Origin of the sequence: Streptomyces sp. 549 (genome assembly GCF_030124175.1) — a bacterium.
GTDB lineage: Bacteria > Actinomycetota > Actinomycetes > Streptomycetales > Streptomycetaceae > Streptomyces.
Genome location: NZ_JASKMT010000046.1, coordinates 1 through 18976, shown reverse-complemented (window position 1 = coordinate 18976; position 18976 = coordinate 1). Strand labels below are relative to the sequence as shown.

13 protein-coding genes and 2 pseudogenes are annotated in these 18976 nt (G+C 72.3%); 5 read left to right on the top strand and 10 right to left on the bottom strand.

The window, feature by feature from the left end; translation table 11 throughout:
* Nucleotides 1–136 precede the first annotated feature (136 nt).
* Entirely contained in the window at nucleotides 137–1543 is a 1407-nt protein-coding gene (locus tag QNO07_RS26900; protein WP_283995134.1) for an Nramp family divalent metal transporter, read from the bottom strand.
* 286 nt (nucleotides 1544–1829) lie between these two features.
* Here QNO07_RS26900 and QNO07_RS26895 point away from each other — a divergent pair, with 286 nt between their 5' ends.
* On the top strand, nucleotides 1830–2681 hold the full coding sequence (locus QNO07_RS26895; RefSeq protein ID WP_283995133.1) for a hypothetical protein: 852 nt from the start codon (nucleotides 1830–1832) through the stop codon (nucleotides 2679–2681).
* Nucleotides 2682–2933: 252 nt separating this feature from the next.
* Here QNO07_RS26895 and QNO07_RS26890 read toward each other — a convergent pair whose 3' ends face one another.
* The 4 genes from QNO07_RS26890 to QNO07_RS26875 all read right to left on the bottom strand — a co-directional run bounded on the left by QNO07_RS26890 (nucleotide 2934) and on the right by QNO07_RS26875 (nucleotide 6346).
* Nucleotides 2934–3815 (bottom strand): S1 family peptidase, encoded by an 882-nt coding sequence (locus tag QNO07_RS26890; RefSeq protein WP_283995131.1) that lies wholly within the window; start codon nucleotides 3813–3815, stop codon nucleotides 2934–2936.
* A gap of 325 nt (nucleotides 3816–4140) precedes the next feature.
* Nucleotides 4141–4554, bottom strand: coding sequence for a RidA family protein (locus QNO07_RS26885; protein WP_283995130.1), 414 nt, complete (start codon nucleotides 4552–4554; stop codon nucleotides 4141–4143).
* A gap of 65 nt (nucleotides 4555–4619) precedes the next feature.
* Entirely contained in the window at nucleotides 4620–5384 is a 765-nt protein-coding gene (locus QNO07_RS26880; RefSeq protein ID WP_283995129.1) for an IclR family transcriptional regulator, read from the bottom strand.
* Nucleotides 5381–6346: a sugar kinase gene (locus QNO07_RS26875; protein WP_502961952.1), complete on the bottom strand. Its 966-nt coding sequence runs from the start codon at nucleotides 6344–6346 to the stop codon at nucleotides 5381–5383. Before QNO07_RS26875 ends, QNO07_RS26880 begins: the two co-directional genes overlap by 4 nt.
* A gap of 436 nt (nucleotides 6347–6782) precedes the next feature.
* Between QNO07_RS26875 and QNO07_RS26870 the strand changes: the two genes are divergently transcribed.
* On the top strand, nucleotides 6783–8048 hold the full coding sequence (locus QNO07_RS26870; protein ID WP_283995128.1) for an alanine racemase: 1266 nt from the start codon (nucleotides 6783–6785) through the stop codon (nucleotides 8046–8048).
* Between the two features lie 62 nt (nucleotides 8049–8110).
* Nucleotides 8111–9730: an N-acyl-D-amino-acid deacylase family protein gene (locus QNO07_RS26865; protein ID WP_283995126.1), complete on the top strand. Its 1620-nt coding sequence runs from the start codon at nucleotides 8111–8113 to the stop codon at nucleotides 9728–9730.
* A gap of 47 nt (nucleotides 9731–9777) precedes the next feature.
* Here QNO07_RS26865 and trhA read toward each other — a convergent pair whose 3' ends face one another.
* Nucleotides 9778–10500 (bottom strand): PAQR family membrane homeostasis protein TrhA, encoded by a 723-nt coding sequence (gene trhA / locus QNO07_RS26860; protein WP_283995125.1) that lies wholly within the window; start codon nucleotides 10498–10500, stop codon nucleotides 9778–9780.
* Between the two features lie 385 nt (nucleotides 10501–10885).
* Here trhA and QNO07_RS26855 point away from each other — a divergent pair, with 385 nt between their 5' ends.
* Nucleotides 10886–12724: a phosphoenolpyruvate carboxykinase (GTP) gene (locus tag QNO07_RS26855; RefSeq protein ID WP_283995124.1), complete on the top strand. Its 1839-nt coding sequence runs from the start codon at nucleotides 10886–10888 to the stop codon at nucleotides 12722–12724.
* Nucleotides 12725–12879: 155 nt separating this feature from the next.
* Here the strand turns inward: QNO07_RS26855 and QNO07_RS26850 are convergent, their stop codons facing one another.
* The 3 genes from QNO07_RS26850 to QNO07_RS26840 all read right to left on the bottom strand — a co-directional run bounded on the left by QNO07_RS26850 (nucleotide 12880) and on the right by QNO07_RS26840 (nucleotide 16859).
* On the bottom strand, nucleotides 12880–13311 hold the full coding sequence (locus QNO07_RS26850; protein WP_283995122.1) for an SCO4983 family protein: 432 nt from the start codon (nucleotides 13309–13311) through the stop codon (nucleotides 12880–12882).
* A gap of 203 nt (nucleotides 13312–13514) precedes the next feature.
* Nucleotides 13515–14726, bottom strand: a complete 1212-nt coding sequence (locus QNO07_RS26845) for a pyridoxal phosphate-dependent aminotransferase (RefSeq protein ID WP_283995121.1) — start codon at nucleotides 14724–14726, stop codon at nucleotides 13515–13517.
* Between the two features lie 90 nt (nucleotides 14727–14816).
* Nucleotides 14817–16859, bottom strand: a complete 2043-nt coding sequence (locus tag QNO07_RS26840) for a thioredoxin domain-containing protein (RefSeq protein WP_283995119.1) — start codon at nucleotides 16857–16859, stop codon at nucleotides 14817–14819.
* A gap of 356 nt (nucleotides 16860–17215) precedes the next feature.
* Between QNO07_RS26840 and QNO07_RS26835 the strand changes: the two are divergent.
* Nucleotides 17216–18456 (top strand): annotated as a pseudogene (locus QNO07_RS26835) (transposase).
* A gap of 349 nt (nucleotides 18457–18805) precedes the next feature.
* On the opposite strand, the pseudogene QNO07_RS26830 reads toward QNO07_RS26835, so the two are convergent.
* Nucleotides 18806–18940, bottom strand: a pseudogene (locus QNO07_RS26830) (DUF255 domain-containing protein); the annotation flags it as partial.
* Nucleotides 18941–18976 lie beyond the last annotated feature (36 nt).

Here is an 18976-nt window from a genome sequence, read left to right as displayed (position 1 = left end):
CACGGGGACGCGCCGGCGAGCAGGGCGGGGCCCGGGGGGGGCGGCCCGCACGCCCGCACGCGGCCGTGCCGGGCGGCGCACGGGCGGGCCGCCCGCGTGTGCACCACCGGCGTGTGCACCACCCGCGTGGGTGCCGCTACCACGGCAGGGTGCGGATCTGCTCGGTGCACAGCACCACGAAGAGCAGCGCGGCAAGACCGAGCATCAGGTTGCTCAGCCAGCCGTTGCGCCAGCGCTGCGGCACCGGCGACCGGTTGAGCAGCCACAGCAGGGTGCCGGCCAGGAACGGCAGGAACAGCGATCCGAGCACGCCGTAGGCGATGACCAGGCCGAACGGCCGGTCCAGGAAGAGCAGCCCGATCGGAGGCACGCTCAGCCACAGCAGGTAGGCGCGGAACGGCAGCGAGCGCTCCCGCACCCCGGCGGCCACCGCCGCCGCACCGCCCTCGCCTGCGGCGTCCGTCCCCGTGGTCCCGGTGCCGGCGGCGTCCGCTTCGGCACCGATCCTCCCGGCGGTGGACGTTTCGGGCGTGTGCGCTGCCCGGGTCCCCTCGGCGGTGCCGTCCGCTCCCGCGCGCAGGTGGGCCACGTAGTCGGCGAACAGCAGGCTCACGCCGTGCCAGACGCCGATCAGCGAGGAGAAGGAGGTGGCGAAGAAGCCGATGAGGAACAGCTTGGCGGTGACCACGTCGAAGCGCCGCTCCAGCTCCTCGCCGACGTCCAGCAGCCCCCGGTTGCCCTCGGCGAGCGTGATGCTGGTGGCGTGCAGCAGCTCCGCACCCACGATGATCATGGCGATGGTGAAGATGCCGGTGGCCACGTAGGCCATCGAGTTGTCCAGCCGCATCATCCGCATCCAGCCGGGCGTGTGCCAGCCCTTGGCGTTCACCCAGTAGCCGTAGGCGGCCATGGTGATGGTGCCGCCCACGCCGCCGATCACCCCGAGCGTGTACAGCAGCGATCCCTCCGGCAGGCTCGGCACCAGGCCGCCGACCGTGTCACCGAGGTTCGGGCCCACCCGGACGGCGAGCACCACCACGATGAGGAACATCAGCCCGACGAGTACCGTCATGACCCGCTCGATCACGGCGTACCGGTTGAACCAGACGAACACCAGCCCCACCATGGCCACCGCCACACCCCACACCTTGAGGTCGACGAAGCCGGGGAAGAGCGCGGTGAGCGGCAGCGCGCTCGCCGACATGGCCGTCGCCCCGTAGACGAAGCCCCAGATGACGCTGTAGAAGCCGAAGTAGTAGAGCGTCCACCGGCCGATGGTGCGCCAGCCGTCGAAGAGGGTGCGGCCGGTAGCCAGGTGCCAGCGGGCCGCGCCCTCGGCGAAGGCGATGCGGATGACGCAGCCGATGACCACCGCCCACAGCAGGCTGTAGCCGAACCGGCTGCCCGCCACCAGCGTGGCCACCAGGTCGCCGGCGCCGATGCCGGTGGCGGCGACCACCAGGCCCGGCCCGATCGAGCGCAGGCGCACTCGCTGCTCGGGTTCCAGTGTCACGTCCGTGCTGTTCCTGGTGCCGTCGGTCATGCCGCACCCTCCGCACTCGTCCCCGGTGACCGGTGTGATCCGTGGCACGCATTGCACCGCGTGACGCGACGGTGACACAAGAGGACCAACCCGGACGGGTGAGGCGGTAGTTGCGTTCGAGGCCAGGTGTTGCGCACCCGATCGCGGGTGCCGCGGGATCTCGTTGAACGCTGCACCAGTGTTCCACGTATCCGTCACCGAACGCAGGCGCCGCGTCGTGAACCAGGAGCAGGCCGTCCGGCAGTGCCGGACGGCTCTCCCACCCCTGACCGAGTGAGGATTCCGCATGTCCAGGGCTCTTCAGAAGTACAACAAGCGCCGCGTACTCATCGCCGGCGGCGCGGCTGCCGCAGTGCTCTCCGGAGCGGTGATCGCAGGCTCCGCCCTGGCCGGGGAGGGCAGTGGTGCGACGAACCGGACCGCGTCGTCACCCGGCACGGTCAACTGCCCGGCGGTGGCGCCCAGCCTGCCCGCCGTCCCGGCATCGGCCCGGGCGGAGGTCGACCGCAACCTCGCCCTGCTCAACACCCAGATCAACGAGGCCAACCAGCGCCTCGTCAACACCGTCGGCCAGGGCGGACCCAACTTCGTCCAGAACGCCATCCTCGGCCCCCTCGCCGACAAACGCGTCGCCACCATCAACCGCATGGCCACCGCCATCGGCCGCACCGCCGAACGCCCCCAGGGCCTCGACCGCCTCGCCACCTGCACCCTCAACGCCGGACGGGCCAACGCCCCCGCGGCCAAGCCGCCCGCCCAGCCCGCCAACCCCGCGCCCGCCAACGGCCAGGCCGGGAACGGTCAGGCCGGGAACGCGGGCGGCAACGCCGGCAACACCAGAGCGGCCGGCACGGTCAACTGTCCGGCGGTGGCGCCGAGCCTGCCGGCCGTCCCGGCCTCGGCCCGGGCGGAGGTCGACCGCAACCTCGCCCTGCTCAACACCCAGATCGCCGAAGCCAACAAGCGCCTCGTCGACACCGTCGGCCAAGGCGGACCCAACTTCGTCCAGAACGCCATCCTCGGCCCCCTCGCCGACAAGCGCGTCGCCACCATCAACCGCATGGCCACCGCCATCGGCCGCACCGCCGAACGCCCCCAGGGCCTCGACCGCCTCGCCACCTGCACCCTCAACAACTGAGGTTTGCGGGGTGGGCAACGGGCCGGGGCCCGTCGCGCTGCGGCGGGCCCCTCCCCCCTCGGTCCGCATCGGCCCGGGCGCAGTCCGCTCCGGGCCGTGCTCACGCCCACCCCGGTTCCACCCGAGGTGGCGTACCGGTGGAACGTAACGTGATACCCCCGTGAGCGCAGGGGCGCACGGGGGTATCACCGGGTGCTCAGCCGGTCACACGGGGAGGCGCGGAGCGGCGCTTCCCCGGTGGCCCGGCCCCTCTCACGGCCGGGCGAGCCCGCAGCCGGGCAGGTCCAGGTCGATCTTGTTGCCGACGGTGGTACACCGGGTCAACTCATGCGTTTGCTGGCCGTAGTTGATGCCCGGACGTGCGGTCACCCCACCGTTCTCGTCCACCTCGCAGGGGTTGTTGAGGATGCAGGGCCGACCACCGTTGTTGCCGGTGTTGTTGACCCCGACGACCTTGCCGGTGGCAGTGTCCACGACCGGGGAACCCGAGGTGCCGCCGATGGTGTCGCAGGCGGCCGTGTAGCGCAGCGAGTCCTTCATCACCCAGCCGCCCTCGTGCAGTTCGTGCACGAAGCCGTCCAGCTCGCAGGTGTAGACGCGCTTCCAGTAGCCGGAGACGACGTTGATCGGGGTGCCCTCGGTGGACCGGGCCGAGTCCACCTCCAGCGGCTCGATGCCCCAGCGGTCGTCGATGTCCTCGTAGGTCCGGGTCAGTTCGTACAGCGCCACGTCGGTGCCGGTCATGGTGGCGTAGGCGATCCGGGTGGCGCGCAGCGTGGCGAGGTTTCCGCCGACCGCGTCCAGCAGGGTGAAGGTGCGGTTCGAGGGCTCGTCGACGACGACCACGCCCGGCTCGGGCATGCCGGCCTCCAGGCAGTGGCCGTTGGTGAGCACCAGGGCCGGGTCCTGCGGGGTGGAGTGCGGCATGCGGACGACGGCCCCGGAGCAGTTGCTGAGCGCCACGATCCCCTCGAAGTCGGGGGCGTCGACAGCGGGCGCGGGGGCTGCCGTGCCGGGCGCGGCAGGTGCGGCGGCCGAGGCGGGGGTCGCGCCGCCGAGCGCGGCGGTGGCCCCGAGCAGCAGCGCTGCGAGGGTGCCGACGAGAGGGCGTCGGACGTGTGCGGGACGCACCATGTGGGGGGCTTCCTCTCCCGTACTGCGAAACGTGCGATGACGTGAGCATTATCAGTACGGCTGATTGTGCTGAGAAGACGTCAATTACGGCCCCGGGGACGGTTGTCGGCCATCTCGGCCACGTTGACCGCGTCGGATGCCGTCGGCCCGTCGGCCGGCACTGGATCCAACGAGCGGTGCTGCGGGAGGGCACGGACACGCCGCCGGCCGCCCTCCGGCGCACCTGCGGCGAGCGGGTGTGCGGAAGGCGGCCGGTGTGCGGAAGGCGGCCGGCGTGCCGGGTGGCGGCCGGTGTGCCCGGTGGCGCCGGCGGGCGCCCGGCGGGTCAGCCCAGGACGGCCAGTGCGTCGATCTCGACCAGCAGCCCGGCCGGCAGCCCGACGTACACGGTGGTGCGGGCCGAGGGGGCCTCGGTGAGATCGGCGAAGTAGGCGTTGTAGATCTCGTTGAACTCGGCGAAGTGCGCGGTGTCGGTGAGGTAGACCCGGACCATCAGCACGTCGTCCCAGCTCGCACCGCCCTCTTCGAGGATGGCGGCCACGTTGGCGAAGGTCTGCAGGGTCTGCTCGCGCAGGGTGGGGCCGGCCGGGGTCGGCGGGCGGCCCTCCTCGGCGGGCAGGAAGCCGACCTGCCCGGCGACCTGCAGCACGTTGCCCTTCCTGACCCCGTGCGAGAACCTCGCCGGCGGAGTGGTGTGGGTCGGCGGCGTGAGAGCGGTCTTGGTCAGCTTCTCGGTCATGGTGTTCCTCGGGTCGGGGCGGGACTTGCGGAGCGCGGCCCGGGGCCGGGGCCCGGAGCCGGGGTTCAGGGCCGGGAGTCGGGGTCGGGGGTCCGTCCGGAGTACTCGGCGCTGATGGCGTCGGCGGTGCGCCGGACCAGCGGCAGCAGTTCCAGCAGTTCCTCGCGCGTCACCACCACGTTGGGCGCGGAGATCGACATGGCGGCGACCACCCGTCCGTCCGTTCCGCGCACGGGCGCCGCGACGCAGTTGATGGACTCCTCGTGCCCGCCGAGGTCGGTGGCCCAGCCCTGTTCGCGGACAGCCGCCAGTTCGGTGAGGAACGCCGCGGCGTTGGGTGTCGACCGGGACGTGTAGCGCGGGTAGTCCAGCCGCTCGGCGATCGCCCGGCGCTCGGCGGGCGGCAGGTCGGCCAGCAGCAGCTTGGCGACGGCCGCCACGGTGATCGCGACGGGCTTGCCGATGCGGGAGTACATGCGGACCGGGTAGCGGCTCTCCACCTTGTCGATGTAGGTGACCTCGTTGTCCTGGTGGACGGCGAGATGCACGGTGTGGCCGCACTCCTGGTTGAGCCGGACGAGGTGCGGATGGGCGACCTCGCGCACGTCCAGGTTCTCCACCGCCTGCTGGGCGAGTGCGAACAGCCGGGCGCCCAGGCGGTAGCGCTGGTCGGCCTGGCGGTAGACGATGCCGTGCTCGTTGAGCGTGCGCAGCAGGCGCAGCGCGGTGGACTTGTGCACGCCCAGCCGCTGCGCCACCTGCTCCAGGTTGGCCGGGCCCTCCGCCAGCAGCGGCAGGATGCTCAAGGCCCGGTCGACGGTCTGACTCATGCGGTCGCCTCCTCCGTGGTCCAGCGCGGACCGAGTCGCAGTCTGCCCCACGCCTCGTCGTCGAGCGCGGCCAGCCGGTCCGCGCGGTCGCGGCCGGGCGGCGCGGCGGTGTCGCCGGCGGCGGTGAGGGCGGCTGCGGCGGTGAGGTGGCCGTGGCGCAGGCGGGTGCGCAGCGGCAGCCCGCGCAGGGTCGCGGAGAGGTAGCCGGCGGCGAAGGCGTCGCCGGCGCCGACCGCGGCGACCACGTCCACGGCGGGGGCGGGCACCGGCACGGTGGCCTGCCCGGCGAAGGCGGTGGCGCCCCGGCCGCCCTGCTTGACGACGACCACCGGCGGTTCGGGCAGGGCGGCGCGGACGGCGGCGGGCCCGCCGGTGATGCCCCAGATGTCGGTGGCCTCGTCCTCGCCGACGAACACCACGTCGGCGGCGCGGGCCAGGCCGAGCAGCGTGGTCCTGGCCTGGGCGGCACGGCCGGTCCACAGGGCGGGCCGGTGGTTGACGTCGAAGGAGACCAGCGGGCGGCCGGGCCGGGCGGCCGTGAGGTCGTGCAGCAGCGCCAGGCAGCCGTCGGAGAGCGCGGCGGTGATGCCGGTGAGGTGCAGGACGCGCCCGGTGTCGGCGGCGGCCCGGTCGACGGTGTCCGGGCACATCGCGGAGGCGGCGGACCCGGCCCGGTAGTAGGCGACCTCCAGGTCCGCGCCGCGTTCGCCGTGGGTGCGGAAGTACACGCCGGTGGGGCGGCGCGGGTCCCGCACGACGTGCGCGGTGTCGACGCCGCACGCGGCGACGGCTCGCAGCAGGTGGTCACCGAACGCGTCGGCGCCGACCCGGCTGATCCAGCGCGCCGAGTGGCCGGCACGGGCGAGTGTGCACGCCACGTTGGACTCGGCGCCGCCGACGCCGCGGTCGAAGCTGTCGGCTTCGGCGAGCCCGCCGGGCCGGCTGGGCCGGAACGCGACCATGGACTCGCCGAGGCAGACGACGTCCACCTCCGTCCCGCGGTGCGCCGGGCTGCGGGCGTCGGCGGGCGCCTGCTGCGTGCCGTCGCCGCCTGCGTCGACGGTGCCGGGGGCGTGGTCGGTCACGATGGCGTGGGCTCCTGATTCATTGACCGGGTACTCGGCGGGATGCTAGACAGCTGTCGTCGGTATGCGCAATGACTGTTGCAGCATTCGCAATCGGACGCGTCCGGTATCCGATCCGGCGCGCGTCCCGGCGGGCGCCACGGGCCCCGGCTGCCGCCCCGGCAGTGCGCCCGGCTTTGCTGTACCGACGCGCCACATGCTGTACCCACGCGCCGACGCTGTACCGACGCTGTACCGACGCGCCCGACGCGCCACCCGACGCACGCACCACCGCGCCCCACCTCCCGGCGCCGGAACGGACGGAGAACGCCCGATGCTCGACGACGTGCCCGACGATGTCGTGGACCACCGCTTCAAGGGCCTGCCGCCGGACGCGGCCGGACTGACCTGCGCGGCGCTCGCCGCCGAGCGCCGAAACCTGTTCACCGGCGGCTTCACCACCCCGGTCCTGGCGCTGTCGGCGGAGGCGCTGGACCACAACCTGGCCGCGCTCACGGAGTTCACGGCCCGTCACGGCCTGGCCTTCGCGCCGCACGGCAAGACGTCCATGGCGCCGAAGCTGCTGGCCCGGCAGCTCGCCGCGGGCGCCTGGGGCATCACCGCCGCCACCCCCGCGCAACTGCGGGTGTACCGGGCGTTCGGCGTGCCGCGGGTCTTCCTCGCCAACGAACTCGTCGACGCCGCCGCGCTGCGCTGGCTCGCCACAGAGCTGGACGGCGACCCGGACTTCAGGTGTGTGGTGTACGTCGACTCGGTGCGCGGCGTGCAGCTGATGGACGCGGCGCTGCGCGCCGCGGGCGCGCGGCGCCCGCTGGAGGTGGTGGTGGAGCTGGGCGCGGGTGACGGCGCCCGGACGGGCGCGCGCACCGAGGCCGCGTGCGCGGCCGTCGCCGGCGCGGTCGCCGCCACCGGCACGCTGCGGCTGGTGGGCGTCGCCGGGTACGAGGGCGAGGTCCCGCAGGCGACCCCGGACCGGGTGGCGGACTGGCTGCGCCGCCTGGTGGCGCTGGCCGTCGACCTGGACCGGGCCGGGCGGTTCGCCGACGCCGGGCAGATCGTGGTCAGCGCCGGTGGCAGCGCCTGGTTCGACACCGTCGCCGAGGTCTTCGCGACCCTGCCCGAGCTGTCCGCGCCGGTGCTGCCGCTGCTGCGGTCGGGCGCGTACGTCTCGCACGACGAGGGCCACTACCAGGAGCTGACGCCCTTCAACCGGGTGCCGCAGGAGGGCGCACTGCGGCCGGCGTTCACGCTGTGGGCGCAGGTGGTGTCGAAGCCCGAGCCGGACCAGGCGTTCGTCAACGCGGGCAAGCGGGACGCGGCGTACGACCTGCGGCTGCCCGCGCCGAAGGTGGTCCGGGACCCGGTCACCGGCCGGGAGCGCCCGGCGGACGGCATCACGCTCACCGCGCTGTCCGACCAGCACGGCTGGCTGGCGCTGGAGCCCGGCGCGGAGCTGGAGGTCGGGGACTGGGTGGGCCTGGGCATGTCGCATCCGTGCACGATCTTCGACAAGTGGCAGCTGATCCCGCTGGTGCAGGACGACGGCACGGTCGTCGACTACGTACGCACCTACTTCTGAGCGCGTCCGGCCCCGACTCCCCCGCCCGCGGCACCCCGCCCCAACCCCGTCCGGAGCAGCCCGTGAACGTCCCCGGCACCGCCGCGACCCCGCCGGACACCACCGACACCGTCTTCCGGGGCGCGCGCGTGGTGGACGGCTCCGGAGGCCCGTCGCGGCGGGGGGACGTGGTGGTGCGGGACGGGCGGATCACCACCGTGCACCACGAGGGCGACGCCGGGCCGCGGCCGGGCGGCGGGCGAACCGTGGACGCCGACGGCCTGGCACTGGCCCCGGGTTTCGTCGACATGCACGCGCACAGCGACCTGGCGCTGCTGCGCGACCCCGAGCACGTCGCGAAGCTCGCCCAGGGCGTGACACTGGAGGTCGTCGGGCAGGACGGCCTGTCCTACGCCCCCGTCGACGACCGCACCCTCGGCGAGGTGCGGCGGGCCATCACCGGCTGGAACGGCGACGGCGGCGACATCGACTTCGACTGGCGGACCGTCGGCGGGTACCTGGACCGCCTCGATCGCGGCATCGCGCTGAACGCGGCCTACCTGGTGCCGCAGGGCACGGTCCGCATGCTCGCCGTGGGCTGGGAGGACCGCCCGGCCACCGCGGCCGAGCTGGACCGCATGCGGCAGCTGGTCTCCGAGGGGCTGGAGCAGGGCGCGGTCGGCATGTCGTCAGGGCTGACCTACACACCCGGCATGTACTCCCCCACCGCGGAACTGACCGAGCTGTGCCGCGTGGTGGCCCGCCACGGCGGCTACTACTGCCCGCACCACCGCTCCTACGGCGCCGGGGCGCTGGAGGCGTACCGGGAGATGGTGACGCTGAGCCGGGACGCGGGCTGCGCCCTGCACCTGGCCCACGCCACGATGAACTTCCAGGTCAACGAGGGTCGGGCGCCGGAGCTGCTGGCACTGCTGGACGAGGCGCTGGACGCGGGCGCCGACATCTCGCTGGACACCTACCCCTACCTGCCGGGCTGCACCACGCTCGCCGCGCTGCTGCCGAGCTGGGCCACCGAGGGCGGCCCGGAGGCGACGCTGGCCCGGCTGCGCGACCCGGCCGAGTGCGCGCGCATCCGGCACGTGATGGAGGTCGAGGGCGCGGACGGCTGCCACGGCGTGCCGGCCGACTGGGGATCCGTGGAGGTGTCGGGTGTGACCCGCCCGGAGCTGGCCGGCTTCGTGGGGCGGCGGCTGGCGGGCTTCGAGGAGGCGTGGCGGCTGCTCACCGAGGACCGGCTGGGCACCACGATCCTCCAGCACGTCGGCCACGAGGACAACGTGCGGGCGATCATGCGGCACCGGGCCCACACCGGCGGCAGCGACGGCATTCTCCAGGGGGCCAAGCCGCATCCGCGGGCGTACGGCACGTTCCCCCGCTATCTGGGCCACTACGTGCGGGAGCTGGGCGTGCTGTCGCTGGAGGAGTGCGTGGCGCACCTGACGTCCCGTCCGGCGGCGCGGCTGCGGCTGCCCGACCGCGGCCTGGTACGGGCCGGGTACCGGGCCGACCTGGTGCTGTTCGACCCCGCCACCGTCGCCGCCGGTGCCACCTACGACGCGCCGCGCACGCCGCCAGTCGGCATTCCGCACGTACTGGTCGACGGCCGGTTCGCGATCCGCGACGGCCGCCGCACTGACGTCGTCGCGGGCCGCTCGATGCGCCGCACCCCGCCGACCCGGTGATGGGCGGACAGGCGGAGGGGCGTGCGAACGGGTCGGTGAGCCGGTCGTCAGACCTGGCGGTAGGCGGCGAGGGAGATGCCGACGTAGTGCACGACGAACGCGGCCAGCGTCAGCGAGTGGAACACCTCGTGGAAACCGAACCAGCGCGGTGACGGGTTCGGGCGCTTGATGCCGTAGACGACCCCGCCGGCGCTGTAGAGCAGCCCGCCGACGACCACGCAGATGAGCACCGCGAGGCCGCCCGCCTGGAGGAAGTCCGGCAGGAAGAACACGGCCGCCCAGCCCATCGCGATGTAGCAGGGCGTGTAAAGCCAGCGCGGCGCGCCGACCCAGAAGACCCGGAAGGCGATGCCCGCGGCGGCTGCCAGCCAGATGCCCCACAGCAGCGCCTGCCCGCGGGCCCCGTCGACCAGCAGGATCGTCAGCGGCGTGTAGCTGCCGGCGATGATCAGGAAGATGTTGGCGTGGTCCAGCCGGCGCAGCACGCGGTCGGCGCGCGGCCCCCAGTCGCCCCGGTGGTAGAGCGCGCTGACGCCGAACAGCAGGCAGGCCGTGAGCGTGTAGATCGCGCAGGCCACCCGGGCCTCGGGCGTCGCGGCGAGTGCTGTCAGGAAGATGCCCGAGGCCAGGACCGCGGGGAACATGCCCGCGTGCAGCCAGCCCCGCAGCCGGGGCTTGCTGGGCAGCGCTGCGTTGATCTTCTGCATGGCGGCGGCCGGGGCGCTGGGCGCGTTCGCGTCGGCCGGGGAGTTGGGCGCGGCGGCAGTCATGGACCAAAGGTTACCTACGCCGCCGTAGGTAAACGGTGGTGTGGCCTCCTCGACCCTCAGGTGTAACGCATCCGACGTCGAGCGGGGCGCGAGCCACTGAGAGAGGTGGCGGGAAGGCGGCGAGGAGGCGGCGGGAAGCCGTCGAGAAGCTAGAGAGAAGTGGCGATGCTCACCTGTGGGCCCCCTGGACACATACGAGCGAGCGAGTCATGATCAGATGAGCGTAGTCGACACCGGATGAGCATCGCCGCAGCGTCCGGGTCGCAGCCCCCAAGGGGCCGAGCTAGGGAACAGAGAACGTCCGGGCTGCCGGAAGTGGGTAGACCTCACATAGGCAGCAAGGACGACAGATCTACACACAACCCTCAAACCCTCTGGAGCGATTGTGGCGCGCAGTACTGCGGCTCCCACCACCCCGGCCCCTACCAAGCACCAGGAACTGACCGCCTGGGTCGACGAGATCGCCGCCCTGACGCAGCCGGACCGCGTCGTGTGGTGCGACGGTTCGGAGGCCGAGTACGAGCGCCTGTGCGGGGAGCTCGTGGCCAACGGCACGTTCCGGAAGCTGGACCCGGCCAAACGCCCGAACTCCTACTACGCCGCCTCCGACCCGTCCGACGTGGCACGCGTGGAGACCCGGACGTTCATCTGCTCCGAGAAGGAGGAGGACGCCGGCCCGACCAACCACTGGATGGCGCCCGCTGAGATGCGGGAGACCTTCACCGGCGAGAAGGGCGTGTTCCGCGGCTCCATGCGCGGCCGCACGATGTACGTCGTGCCGTTCTGCATGGGTCCGCTGGGCTCGCCGCTGTCCGCGATCGGCGTGGAGATCACCGACTCCGCCTACGTCGCGGTGTCGATGCGCACCATGACCCGCATGGGCCGCCCGGTCCTGGACGAGCTGGGCGAGGACGGCTTCTTCGTCAAGGCCGTGCACAGCGTCGGCGCCCCCCTGGAGCCCGGCCAGAGCGACGTGCCGTGGCCGTGCAACGAGACGAAGTACATCTCGCACTTCCCCGAGGACCGCGAGATCTGGTCCTACGGGTCGGGCTACGGCGGCAACGCCCTGCTGGGCAAGAAGTGCTACGCGCTGCGCATCGCCTCGGTGATGGCCCGCGACGAGGGCTGGCTGGCCGAGCACATGCTCATCCTCAAGCTGACCCCGCCGCGCGGCGAGTCCCGCTACGTGGCCGCCGCCTTCCCCTCGGCCTGCGGCAAGACCAACCTGGCCATGCTGGAGCCGACGATCCCCGGCTGGACCGTGGAGACCATCGGCGACGACATCGCCTGGATGCGCTTCGGTGAGGACGGCCGCCTCTACGCCATCAACCCCGAGGCCGGCTTCTTCGGTGTCGCACCCGGCACCGGCGAGGACACCAACGCCAACGCGATGAAGACGCTGTGGGGCAACACCGTCTTCACCAACGTGGCGCTCACCGACGACGGCGACGTCTGGTGGGAGGGCATGACGGAGGAGGCCCCGGCCCACCTCACCGACTGGAAGGGCAACGACTGGACGCCGGAGTCCGGTACTCCGGCCGCCCACCCCAACGCCCGCTTCGCGGTGCCCGCCTCGCAGTGCCCGACCATCGCGCCCGAGTGGGAGGACCCGAAGGGCGTGCCGATCTCGGCCATCCTCTTCGGTGGCCGCCGCGCCTCGGCGGTCCCGCTGGTGACCGAGTCCTTCGACTGGCAGCACGGCGTGTTCCTGGGCGCCAACGTCGCCTCGGAGAAGACCGCAGCCGCCGAGGGCAAGGTCGGCGAGCTGCGCCGGGACCCGTTCGCCATGCTGCCGTTCTGCGGCTACAACATGGGCGACTACATGGCCCACTGGGTCAAGGTCGGCAAGGACGCGGTCGCCCGGGGCGACGAGGCGAAGCTGCCGAAGATCTACTACGTCAACTGGTTCCGCAAGGACGAGCAGGGCTCGTTCGTGTGGCCGGGCTTCGGTGAGAACAGCCGGGTGCTGAAGTGGATCGTCGGCCGCCTCAACGGCGAGGCGGAGGGTGTCGAGTCGCCCATCGGCGTGCTGCCCGCCAAGGGCGCGCTCGACACCGAGGGCCTGGACCTGGACGAGAAGCAGCTCGACTTCCTGCTGACGGTCGACCGGGACGTGTGGCGCGAGGAGGCCGCGCTCGTGCCCGAGCACCTGAACACCTTCGGCGACCACACGCCGAAGGAGCTGTGGGAGGAGCACCGCAAGCTCGTCGAGCGCCTGGGCTGACCCCCTCGGAGGGCGGCCCGCCTGCGGGCGGGCCTTCGAACCGGTGGCAGCACGACGGCCGGGGGCCGGCGGACCGTTACGGTCCGCCGGCCCCCGGCCGTTCGCCTACCGCGCCCCGGTGCCGCGGCGGGACTCCGCGGCACCGAGGTGCGGCGTCACAGGCCGAGCGCGGCGGCGTGCGCCGCCATGCGCGCGGCGGCCAGCGCCTCACCGGGGATGTCGCCGCGCGCGGTGGCCACCACCAGCGCGTTGCCGGCGAGGGTGTGGGCGCGGCGGTGCAGCGCCTCGACGTGCCCGGGCCCGGCACCGGGGAAGCTGGGCTCGGCCCGCAGCGGCGCCCGGCCGTCCCGCAGGCGGGCGACCTGGGTGGCGAGCCGGTTCGCGGCGGCGTCCAGTTCCACGGAGGGGGTGAGGGCCCGGAGCTCGTCGGTGACGGTGAGCAGCGCGGTGAGGTGCCCGGCCAGCCGGATGTCCAGCTCCGCCTCGCGCGAGCGGTGCGGGAAGCGGCCGTGGGACGCGTACAGCCCGGACTGCCCAGACTGCACGGTCATGGTGTGGACCGACTTGTTGCGGATCGGCTCGTACATGGATGACCTCCTGGCGTTCTCAGGAAGCCATCCTAACTTGGATCGTGTCTAAAGTTGTAGTCGATGACGAACAAGCGCTCACGAAGTTCCCCGGCGGCCCGTCGGGGTTCCCCCGGCCGACCGTGCGCTGCCGATTCCGGCACACGCGAGGAGCCGGTCGACACAGGGCCGCCGACTCCATGGGCGAGGGGAACCGCTCGGGATCAGTGCTGGCTGTAGCCGTCGAGGAAGCGGCCGATGCGGTCCACCGCGTCGGTGAGGTCCTTCGCGGCCGGCAATGTGACGATCCGGAAGTGGTCCGGCTCGGGCCAGTTGAAGCCGGTGCCGTGCACGATCATGATCTTCTCGGCCCGCAGCAGGTCCAGCACCATCTGCCGGTCGTCCTTGACCTTGTAGACCTTCGGGTCCAGGCGCGGGAAGGCGTAGAGCGCGCCCTTGGGCTTGACGCAGGTCACACCGGGGATGCGGGTCAGCGCCTCGTAGACGGCGTCGCGCTGCTCCAGCAGCCGGCCGCCGGGCAGTAGCAGGTCGTTGATCGACTGGTGGCCGCCGAGCGCGGTGGCCACGGCGTGCTGGGCCGGCATGTTGGCGCACAGCCGCATGTTGGCCAGGATCGTCAGGCCCTCGATGTAGCTGCTCGCGTGCGCCTTCGGACCGCACACCGCCAGCCACCCGCTGCGGTAGCCGGCCACCCGGTAGGCCTTGGAGAGGCCGTTGAAGGTGAGCGTCAGCAGGTCGGGGGCGAGCGCGGCGGTCGGGGTGTGCGTGGCGCCGTCGTAGAGGATCTTGTCGTAGATCTCGTCCGAGCAGACGATCAGGTTGTGCCGCCGGGCGATCTCGGTGAGCGCCAGCAGCATCTCCTCGCTGTACACCGCACCGGTCGGGTTGTTCGGGTTGATGATCACCAGCGCCTTGGTGCGGTCGGTGATCTTGCGCTCGATGTCGGCGAGGTCCGGCATCCAGTCGGCCTGCTCGTCGCACCGGTAGTGCACCGCCGTGCCGCCGGACAGCGAGACGGCCGCGGTCCACAGCGGGTAGTCCGGCGCCGGTACCAGCACCTCGTCGCCGTCGTCCAGCAGTGCCTGCATGGACATCTGGATCAGCTCGGAGACGCCGTTGCCCAGGTAGATGTCCTCGACCGACAGCGGGACGCCCTGCGTCTGGTAGTGCTGCATCACCGCGCGCCGCGCGGACAGCAGGCCCTTCGCGTCGCCGTAGCCGTGGGCGTCGCCCACGTTGCGCAGCATGTCCTCGAGGATCTCGGGCGGGCACTCGAAGCCGAAGGCCGCCGGGTTGCCGGTGTTGAGCTTGAGGATGCGGTGCCCTGCCGCCTCCAGCCGCATCGCCTCCTCCAGCACCGGGCCACGGATCTCATAACAGACGTTGGAGAGCTTCGTCGACTGGATCACCTGCATGCGGTCACGATACGGCCGCCCGGCCAGGAGCGCCCGGTGTTTTTCGCCACGTGGCGTAACCGGGGCACCCGCGTCAGGCGGGTCAGCGGGTCAGGACCGCAGGCGCTCCGTCAGGGCCTCGGGATCGGTGGTGGGCGCGTCGCAGGTGAAGTGGCGACACACGTACGCGGCGGGACGGCCGTCGATCAGCGGGCGTCCGGCGAGCAGCGGCACGCCCGGCTCGTCCGGCGCCCCGACCGCGACGGCCGCGCCGGGCGCGCCCGCCGCCAGCGCGGCCCGGTGCAGTGCGGCGGTCGCCGGGGCGCCGTCCGGGCCCACCACCGCGACCTCGCGCGGCCCGTCCAGCGCCGCCTCCGCGACCGCCAGTCCCCAGCCGATGAACCGCGGCGCCCGGCCGCCGAGCGCCTTGACGATGCCGAGCGCCCGTTCGGCGGCCTCCCGATGCCGACTGCTGCCGGTGTACGCGGCGTACGTCAGCAGCGCGCCCGACGCGGCCGTCCACCCGGACGGCGTCGCGCCGTCGGTCGGGTCCTGCGGGCGCCGGATCAGCTGCTCGGCGTCGTCGGCGGTGTCGAAGAAGGCGCCGTTCTCGCCGGTGAAGTGGGTGAGCACCGAGTCGAGCAGCACGCCGCTCATCTGCAGCCAGGCGCTCTCCCCCGTCACCGCGTACAGGGCGAGCAGTCCTTCCGCCGTGTTCGCGTAGTCCTCCAGCACTCCGGCGCTGCTGCCGACCACACCGCCGAGCGAGGTGCGGGCGAGCCGTCCCCGGTCGTCGGTGTGCAGCCCCAGCAGCAGGTCGGCGGCGGCCGTCGCGGCGTCGACCAGGTCGGGCCGCTCGAAGAGCGCGCCGGTCTCGGCGAGCGCGGCGATCGCCAGCCCGTTCCACGCGGCGACGACCTTGTCGTCCCGTCCCGGACGCGGACGACGCTCGCGGGCGTCCCGCAGCCGACTGCGCACCGAGTCGGCCCGGTCGGCGTCCACCGGGCCGCCGATGTCGGGCAGTTGCAGCACGGACGCGCCGCGCTCGAAGGTGCCCTCGGCGGTGACGCCGAACAGCCGCGCGGCGAACTCCGCGTCGTCCTCACCGAGCGCCTCCCGCAGCTGCCACGGCGTCCAGTCGTAGAACGCGCCCTCCCGGTGCGGGCCGTCGGGGTTCTCCGGGTCGGCGCTGTCGGCGTCCAGCGCGGAGGCGAACCCGCCCTGCTGGGTGCGCAGTTCGGACACCATGAAGTCGGCGGTCTCCAGCGCGACGCGGCGGGCGGACACCGAGCCGGTGGACCGCCACAGGTGGGTGTAGACCCGGCACAGCAGGGCGTTGTCGTACAGCATCTTCTCGAAGTGCGGCACCACCCAGCCGGCGTCCACGGAGTAGCGCGCGAAGCCGCCCGCAAGCTGGTCGTAGATGCCGCCGCGGGCCATCGCCTCGCAGGTGGCCTCCACCATCTGCAGCGCGCCCTCGGCGCCGGTGCGGGCGTGGTGCCGCAGCAGGAACTCCAGCACCATCGGCGGCGGGAACTTCGGCGCCCCGCCGAACCCGCCGTGCCGGGCGTCGAACTCCCGGGTCAGCCCCAGCAGCGCGTCCGCCTGGTCGCCCGCCCCCGGCGGCTGCGGACTGTCCCCGACGGACCCGGCCAGCGTGCGCCCGGCCAGGTCGGCGACGATCTGCCCGGCGACCTCGTCCACCTCACCGCGCCGCTGCGTCCACGCACCGCTGACACCCTCCAGCACCTGGCGGAAGGACGGCATGCCGTGCTTGGGTGTGGGCGGGAAGTAGGTGCCGAAGTAGAAGGGCCGGTGCTCGGGGGTGAGGAACACCGTCATCGGCCAGCCGCCCTGCCCGGTGGCCGCCTGCACGGCCTCCATGTAGACGGCGTCGATGTCGGGGCGCTCCTCCCGGTCCACCTTGACGCTGACGAAGTGCTCGTTGAGATACCGGGCCGTCGCCTCGTCCTCGAACGACTCGTGCGCCATCACATGGCACCAGTGGCAGGAGCTGTAGCCGACCGACAGCAGGACGGGGACGTCGCGGCGCTTCGCTTCCTCGAAGGCCTCGTCCTCCCACGGCCGCCAGTCGACCGGATTGTCAGCATGCTGAAGCAGGTAGGGCGACTGGGAGTCAGCCAGGCGATTCATGTCGGATCCTTACTCGGTGGGAGTCGTCTACCCACTGGGCACAGGACATGCCCACGCGTGACTCACCCACGATAGGCACGAGACCCCGGTCTTCCCGAACCATCGGGGTATGACGCTGTGTCCCCTCACCGAGCGCCGCCCAACCGACGTACCCGGCCACCGACGGCGGGCGTAGGAACAACTGCGGGGCACACGCGCCTCGGGATGGACAGTGCCCAACCGGTCGCTTCCTTAGCCTCGCGCATTCACGAGGCGGGGTGTCCGAGGCCTGATCAAATAGACGGAGAGTGCTCCTGACCTGCAACGATTGGACTTGACTAGGGTCCTGTTGCTGCACGGTAAGAAGCGCTCTCCAGGTGAAGAAGCGTGTCGGGACCTACCCGCGTGTCCGCATCGAGGGCGGCGGGGCAGTGGTCTCTCAGGCCGGGGCCGTGCTGCTGGTCGAGACCGTCCGCAAGGCCGGCTTGAACACCGCGATATCCGTGGCGCTGACACCGTGGCAGAAGCCGCGGGCCGTCCACGCTCTGGGCAAGACCCTGCTGGGCATCGCGTTGGCGGTGGCGCTGGGCGGGGACTGCCTCGCCGATGTCAGCATACTGCGGGCCGAGCCGGCCGTGTTCGGGCCGGTCGCCTCCGACCCGATGGTCTCCCGCCTGATCGACACTCTTGCCTCTTCCGGCGACTGAGCTTTGCAGGCCATCCGGGCCGCGCGGGCCGAAGCACGTGAACCCGTCTGGCGGTTGGCCGACTGGGAAGGGCCCGATGCCGACCGAACGGTGACCGTTGACCTCGACGGGGTGCTGGTGATCGTGCTCTCGGACAAGAAAGACGCAGCGCCGACCTGGACATCTCCACCGCCCCACTCGTCTTGGCCCAACTGCCGAAGAAGTACCGTCGCGGACGTCAGACCCTGATCCGCACCGACTCCGCGGGCGCACTCACGACTTCGTCGCCTGGCTGGCCCGGCGGGGCAGGTGGCTCCTACTCGGTCGGCATGGTGATCACCGACGCGATCCACCAGCACGTGCTGCAGGTTCCGCCTCGGCCTGTACGCCGGCCGCCGAGACCGGCGGCGAGATCCGCGACGGCACCTGGGTAGCCGAACTCACCGGCGACGTCCTGGACGGCTGGCCCAAGGGCATGCGGCTGATCGTCCGCAAGGAATGACCGCACCTCGGGGCCCAGCTGCGACTCACGGACACGGTCAGCATGCGTCTGACGTGCTTCGCCACCAATACCTCGGGCCGACCGATCGCCGAACTCGACCTCCGTCACCGCCTGCGGGCGAGGGCGAGGACCGCATCCGGGCCGCCCGGGCCACCGGCCTGCGCAACCTCCCCTGCACCGCACCGCCCAGAACCGGATCTGGCTGGAGATCGTGCAGATCGCGCTCGACCTGCTGGCCTGGATGCCGATGCTCGCGCTGACCGGCTTCGCCCGACTCTGGAAACCCCGTCGACTACGGCTCCGGCTGTTCAGCGCGGCCGGAGAATTCGTCACCACCGGCCGCTAGGGAATCCTCCGCCTGGCCCCGCACTGGCACTGGGCCAGCCACATCCCCGCCAACCAGCTCGCACTCCTGCCGAACCCCGGCTGACCAGCGGATCCACCCGTCCCGACGACAGAACCCTCCAGCCGGAGCAGTGGAACCCGGCGTCCACCCAAGGCGACACTCGGGCCCTCAACCTGCCCCACCTCTGTCCACGTCACGAAGACGAGCCGCGACTTGGGTCTGTACGCTCACCGTCGCCTCCGAGGAATTCACCGGATACCAGTCCATCGGCTGACACCCCACAGCCCCAGAGATACACGACGGCTCCGGCCCGCCCTGTGCCGGAGCCGTCGCCGTTTTGAGCTTGACGCTTGGCCGCTCACTCTTGCGCGCATACACCATCACTCTCCGGAAACACACCAGGTCAGAGCTATCGGATTGTGTTCATCTACTGGCACCAGTGGAAGGAGCTGTAGCCGACGCTGAGCGGGACGGGCACGTCGCGGCGCTTCGCTTCCTCGAAGGCCTCGGGTGTCCAGGGCCACCAGTCGACAGGGTTGTCCTGGGCTTGATCCGCTTTGACGGACATTCGAGATCAGGGGTTCGTCCCCGGGAGGATGTCCAT